This window comes from Devosia sp. (assembly GCF_028290645.1).
Classification (GTDB): Bacteria; Pseudomonadota; Alphaproteobacteria; order Rhizobiales; family Devosiaceae; genus Devosia_A.
On the sequence record NZ_JAQGJL010000312.1, the window covers coordinates 1 to 6205 of the forward strand.

Below are 6205 nucleotides of genomic sequence, written 5' to 3' on the forward strand. Positions count from 1 at the left end.
GCCACCAGCAGCGGCTCGATCGGGCGCTTGCGCATCGCCTCGTCGCCATCGACCACCACCCTGCCCTCGACCAGCGACACCGCCGCGGTCAGAAACCGCGTCGCCGTCCCCGCATTGCCCAGCACCAGCGGCTCGGTCGGCGCCTTCAGCGTGCCATCGCCCGTAACGACAAAGCTGGTCGCATCCGGCTCCTCGACGCCCACCCCCATCTGCACCAGCGCCCTGGCCATCAGCGCCGTATCCTTGCTCTTCAACGCCCCCGTCAGCCGGCTCGTCCCATTCGCCAGCGCCGCGAGCAGCAGCGCGCGATTGGTGATGGATTTGGAACCGGGCGGCGTGACGCGGCCGACCAGCGGATGGTCGGGCGGAACAATGGTCAAAGCTTTGGGCTTTGAGGAAACGGCGGCGGTCAATGGAAACTCCGTCAAACATGCGGCCAGGGCCGCTCTCACTCCGGTCGCGCCGGACGCATCGATGTATCTCGGATGGCCCGGTCCTGTGCCGGGGTGAGGTTGAAGCAAGCCGGATCTTTGTACCGGAACTCGCGATCAAATGCCAAGCCCCGCGTCCACCAGCGCTCACACCTGAGACAAGGGCGTGGGTCGGGCCAAGAGGTTGGGCATGCTTCCCTTCCGCGTATGTGTCACCTACACAGTGAGCAAGTATTTGAACTTCTCGGACACGGTGCCGTGCTTCTTTATTGGCTGTTCGTTCCTCTAATTTACGCGTTGGCCGCAGACGTGACTTTGACGGTGCTGGCAGCAGTCCACGGGCAAGCGGCGGGCTTTGGGGCTTCCTCATCAGCACACTCATGCTCATTTTCATCCTGCCCATCGCATCATTGCTCATTTGGATAGTTGTCAGCATAACCAAGCGATCAGGACTGGCGGCCCGGTGGGCATACTCCGTCGGCTCAGCACTCTACGGTGCCGGGATCAACTACTTGTTCTTTCACTACGGCTCCCGTGTGGTGCCCCCTTCGATGCAACAGTTCGTAGTGCCAATCTGGATCGCGACCATCATGGTCTTATTTTGGATTGGATGGTCGGTTGGGAAGCAACTCGATAGCAAGCCATACACTCGCAATCCTTAGTGTGTCCGACCCCAACAAATAATGATGGGGCGTGGGGGGCAAAAAAAAGATCGCCCTAGCACAGCCGGGCGACCACAACCTTCACCACCAATCCTCAGGCCTGCTGCCGCGCCTCGGCCAATGCCTTCAAATCCGCCGGCTTCAGCTGCACGCTTTCCCCACACCCGCATTCGCCGGTCTGGTTCGGGTTCTTGAACGAGAATCCCGACTTGAGAATATCTTCCTCGAAATCCATCACCGTGCCGAGCAGGAACAGCGTCGCCTTGGGCTCGACGAAGACGTGGACGCCCTTGTCCTCGATGTGATCGTCGCCCTTAACCGGCTCGCTGACATAGGCGAGCGTATAGGACTGCCCGGCGCAGCCCGCATCCTTGATGCCGACGCGCACGCCCATCACCGGCGTCTCGCTATCCTCGATGATCTCGTTGATGCGCTCGACGGCGGCATCGGTGAGGCTCATGATCTTCAATGGCATCGGTTGCGGACCTTCATCGTAACAAGACGATACATAGACCTAACGCGCGAACTTTACCACCAGTTCAGCGCGACCTGCGCTTCTTCGCTCATCCGCGAAGCGTCCCACGGCGGGTCGAACACCATGTTCACGGTCACGTCCTGGATGCCCTCTACCGAGCGTGCCGCGTTCTCCACCCAGCCCGGCATCTCCCCGGCCACCGGGCAGCCCGGCGCGGTCAGCGTCATGTCGATGGTGAGGTTGCGGTCGTCGTCGAGGTCGACTTTGTAGATCAGCCCCAGCTCGTAGATATCGACAGGGATTTCAGGGTCGTAGACGGTCTTCAGCACCCCGATCAGGTCCTTGGTGATCCGCTCCACATCCTCGGCCGGCAGCGACGCCGCGATCGTCGGCGTGATGCGCAACGCCTCCTCAGCCGCCGCCTCAGGGGCAGGAGCAGCGGTATCGGGAACCAGTTCGTTAGCGTCGTCAGCCATATCCAACCCTTTACGCGAAAAAGCTTCGCGCCTTTTCGATGCCCTCGACGAGGGCATCGATATCATCCTTGCCGGTATATAAGCCGAACGAGGCCCGGCAGGTAGAGGTCACCCCAAATCTCTGCAGCAGCGGCATGGCGCAATGCGTGCCGGCACGCACCGCAATGCCGTAGCGATCGAGAATGGTCGAAACGTCGTGCGCGTGCGCGCCCTCGATCTCGAACGAGAAGATCCCGCCCTTCCCCGGCGCCGTCCCGATCAGCCGCAGCGAATTGATCCGCCCCAGCCGCTCGAGCGCATACTCGGTGAGCTCCGCCTCATGCGCCTGCGCATTCTCGCGCCCGATGCCCTCGACATACTCCACCGCGGCCCCGAGCCCGATCGCCGGCACGATCGGCGGCGTCCCCGCCTCGAACCGGTGCGGCGGCTCGTTGTAGGTGACGGTATCCTTCGTCACCACGTCGATCATCTCGCCGCCGCCCTGGTACGGCTGCATGTCGGCGAGAATGTCGTAGCGCCCGTAGAGCACCCCGATCCCCGTCGGCCCGTAGAGCTTGTGCCCGGTGAACACGTAGAAATCGGCGCCCAGCTCCTGCACGTCCACCTTCAGGTGCACCGCGCCCTGGCTGCCATCGACCAGCACCGGGATCTTCCGCGCATGGGCAATCTCGACGATCTGTTTGATCGGCGTCACCGTGCCCAGCACATTCGACATCTGCGTGATCGCCACCATCCGCGTCCGCGGAGACAGCGCCGCCTCGAACGCATCGATGTCGAAGCTGCCGTCGTCCCGCACGTCCACCCACTTCAGCACCGCGCCCTTGCGCTCGCGGTGGAAATGCCAAGGCACGACGTTGGAATGGTGCTCCATGATCGAGAGCACGATCTCGTCGCGCTCCCCGATCCGCGGCCCCAGGAACGAGGCGGCCACGAGGTTGATCGCCTCCGTCGCCGAGCGCGTGAAGATGATCTCCTCCGGCCGGCTCGCATTCACGAACCGCCGCACCGCCTCGCGCCCGCCCTCGTAAGCCTCCGTCGCCCGGTTGGCGAGCGTATGGAGCCCGCGATGGACGTTGGCGTAGGCATGCCGATGCGCCCAATCCATCCGGTCGAGCACCTGGTTCGGCTTCTGCGCCGAGGCCCCCGAGTCGAGATAGACCAGCCGGTTCCCGTGGATCTTCTCCTCGAGGATCGGAAAATCGGCGCGGACTTTGGCGAGATCGAAGTTCATTTCCCCGCCAGCCAGCCCTCGATCACCGCCGTCAGCGCCTCGTTCAGCGCGGCGTCCTCGATCGGATCGACCAGTTCGGCGAGGAACGCCCGCACCAGCATGGTCTCGGCCTCACCCTTCTCGATGCCGCGGCTCGTCAGGTAGAACAGCGACTCGTCATCCAGCCGCCCGCAGGTCGAGCCGTGCCCGCACACCACGTCGTCGGCATAGATCTCGAGCTCCGGCTTGACCAGGATTTCCGCCTCGTCCGAGAGCATCAGCCCCTGGCTCATCAGCTTGGCGTCGGTCTTCTGCGCATCGCGCGCCACCACCAGCCGCCCCTGCACCACGGCCTTCGACCGCCCGCGGGCAATCGACTTGAATAACGGCTTCGACGACGTGTGCGGCACCGCATGCAGCGCATCCATAGTGATATCGCTGTGCTGCCCATCCGAGACGAGGTTGAGCCCCGTCACGTCGGCATGCGCCCCCGCCCCCTCATAGCGCGGGAACAGCTGCGTCCGGCTCAGCGCCCCCCCCGCATTGATGATCAGCGTCCGAAGCTGCGCCCCCTCGGCGAGGTGATACTCGTTCGAGGCAAAATGCGTCGCCGCCTTCGCCGCGAGGTTCACCGTGATATGCGTGACCTTGGCGCCCTTGCCCAGCGCCAGATAGGTCGCATGGTTCCCGAGGTGCGCCGCCTCGCTCCCCGAATAGGTCTCGAGGATCACCGCGCTCCCGCCATCGGCGACGAAAATCTTCGCCGCGCTGGTCGAGTGTCCCGCCGCCCCCTCGGTCCGGCGATCGATCTGGATCACCGGATCGACCGACCCATCGAGGTCAAGCGTCAGGCACTCCCTGGTGAGCGCCAGGTTGAGCCGCGTAACCACATCGTCACGGGTGGTGAGCACGCTCCCCGCCGACTTGCCGACGATCACGCCCGCCGGCGCCGTGCCGGTCTCCTGCACCACCCCATTGGCGATCATCAGCTGATACGCCCCCGCAACGCGCAGGGCCGGCGCACTCGCCGCCTCCGCCGCGCCCGCGAGCTCGGGAACGGCCCGCAGCAGCAGCTTCAGGTCCGTATAGTGATACGCCTCGACTCGCCGCGTCGGCAGCCCGGCGCCGCCGAGGCGCTCGGCCGCCGCCACTGCGCCCGCAGCCGACAGCTGTTCGATGAGCTTCAGTTCAGCCGGCCCGAGCCGGACAGGGACATGCATGGTCATGCTTTATGCCGCCACTTCGTCGAAGCCGGCATAGCCCTTGGCCTCGAGTTCCAGCGCCAGCTCCTTGCCGCCGCTCTCGACCACCCGGCCATCCGAAAACACGTGCACCACGTCCGGCACGATGTGGTTCAACAGCCGCTGGTAGTGCGTGATCACCAGCATCGAGCGGTTCGGATCGCGCAGCGCGTTGACGCCATGCGACACCACCTGCAGCGCATCGATATCGAGCCCGGAATCGGTCTCGTCGAGAATGCACATCTTGGGCTTCAAGAGCGCCATCTGCAGGATCTCGGCCCGCTTCTTCTCGCCGCCCGAGAACCCGACATTGAGCGCCCGCTTCAGCATGTCGCTGTCGATGTGGAGCGCCGAGCCGGCCTCCTTCACCGCCCGCATGAAGTCCGGCGTCGACAGCTCGCCCTCGCCATTGGCCTTGCGCTTGGCATTCAGCGCCGCCTTGAGGAAGGTCATGGTGGCGACGCCCGGGATCTCGATCGGGTACTGGAAGGCGAGGAACAGCCCGGCAGTGGCGCGCTCCGACGGCTCCATCTCGAGGATGTTGACGCCATCGAGCAGCACTTCGCCGCCGGTGACCTCATAGTCCTCCTTGCCGGCCAGCACATAGCTGAGCGTCGATTTGCCCGAGCCATTGCGCCCCATGATCGCATGCACTTCGCCCTTGGGTACGACGAGGTTCACGCCCTTGAGGATTTCGCGCTCCTCGATGCGCACGTGCAGGTCGCGGATTTCGAGCATTGGGGTGGTCATAGATATTCTCCAGAGATAGGGCCGGTGTCGCCGATTGGCGCCAACCGGCAAATGGGGATGTGGATCAGCCAACGCTGCCCTCAAGCGAGATCGAGATCAGCTTCTGTGTCTCGACCATGAACTCCATCGGCAGATGCTGCAGCACGTCACGGACGAACCCGTTGACGATCAGCGCCACCGCTTCCTCTTCGCTCAGCCCGCGCTGCTGGCAGTAGAACATCTGGTCGTCCGAGATCTTGCTCGTCGTCGCTTCGTGCTCGAACTGGGCGGTGGCGTTGCGGCTTTCGATATAGGGCACGGTGTGGGCACCGCACTTATCACCGATAAGCAAGCTGTCGCACTGGGTGAAATTGCGGGCGTTCTTCGCCTTGGCGTGGGCCGAAACCTGGCCGCGATAGGTGTTGTCCGAGAACCCGGCGGCGATACCCTTGGAGATGATCCGGCTGGAGGTGTTCTTGCCCAGATGGATCATCTTGGTGCCGCTATCGACCTGCTGATGCCCGTTCGAGATGGCGATCGAATAGAACTCGCCACGCGAGTCGTCGCCGCGCAGGATGCAGCTCGGATACTTCCAGGTGATGGCCGAACCGGTCTCGACCTGCGTCCAGGAGATCTTCGAGCGGTCGCCGCGGCAATCGCCGCGCTTGGTGACGAAGTTGTAGATGCCGCCCTTGCCGTCCTTGTCGCCCGGATACCAGTTCTGCACCGTCGAGTACTTGATCTCGGAATCGGCTAGCGCCACGAGCTCGACAACCGCCGCATGCAACTGGTTCTCGTCGCGGGTCGGCGCGGTGCAGCCTTCGAGGTAGCTCACATAGGAGCCCTCCTCGGCGATGATCAGCGTGCGCTCGAACTGGCCGGTCTTTTTCTCGTTGATGCGGAAATAGGTCGACAATTCCATCGGGCAACGGACGCCCTTGGGGATGTAGACGAAGGATCCGTCGGTGAAGACCGCGGAGT

The 6205-nt window shown here is 63.8% G+C and carries 6 protein-coding genes and 1 pseudogene; all 7 read right to left on the bottom strand.

Going from position 1 to position 6205, the window contains the following annotated elements:
* Positions 1 to 413, bottom strand: a pseudogene (locus JWQ89_RS16785) (3-phosphoshikimate 1-carboxyvinyltransferase); the annotation flags it as partial.
* Positions 414 to 1187: 774 nt separating this feature from the next.
* Complete coding sequence (locus tag JWQ89_RS16790) at positions 1188 to 1568, bottom strand: iron-sulfur cluster assembly accessory protein (protein ID WP_299642835.1); 381 nt, start codon at positions 1566 to 1568, stop codon at positions 1188 to 1190.
* A 53-nt stretch (positions 1569 to 1621) separates the two neighbouring features.
* Positions 1622 to 2044 (bottom strand): SUF system Fe-S cluster assembly protein, encoded by a 423-nt coding sequence (locus JWQ89_RS16795; protein WP_299642836.1) that lies wholly within the window; start codon positions 2042 to 2044, stop codon positions 1622 to 1624.
* Positions 2045 to 2054: 10 nt separating this feature from the next.
* Positions 2055 to 3275, bottom strand: a complete 1221-nt coding sequence (locus JWQ89_RS16800; RefSeq protein WP_299642837.1) for a cysteine desulfurase — start codon at positions 3273 to 3275, stop codon at positions 2055 to 2057.
* Positions 3272 to 4480, bottom strand: a complete 1209-nt coding sequence (sufD, locus tag JWQ89_RS16805) for a Fe-S cluster assembly protein SufD (RefSeq protein ID WP_299642838.1) — start codon at positions 4478 to 4480, stop codon at positions 3272 to 3274. The genes JWQ89_RS16800 and sufD overlap by 4 nt, the downstream gene beginning before the upstream one ends.
* A 3-nt stretch (positions 4481 to 4483) precedes the next feature.
* The gene (gene sufC / locus JWQ89_RS16810) at positions 4484 to 5233 is read right to left on the bottom strand and encodes a Fe-S cluster assembly ATPase SufC (RefSeq protein ID WP_299642841.1); all 750 of its coding nucleotides are present in this window, start codon (positions 5231 to 5233) and stop codon (positions 4484 to 4486) included.
* Between the two features lie 76 nt (positions 5234 to 5309).
* A partial coding sequence (gene sufB / locus JWQ89_RS16815) for a Fe-S cluster assembly protein SufB (RefSeq protein ID WP_299642840.1) occupies positions 5310 to 6205 on the bottom strand: 896 nt, incomplete at its 5' end.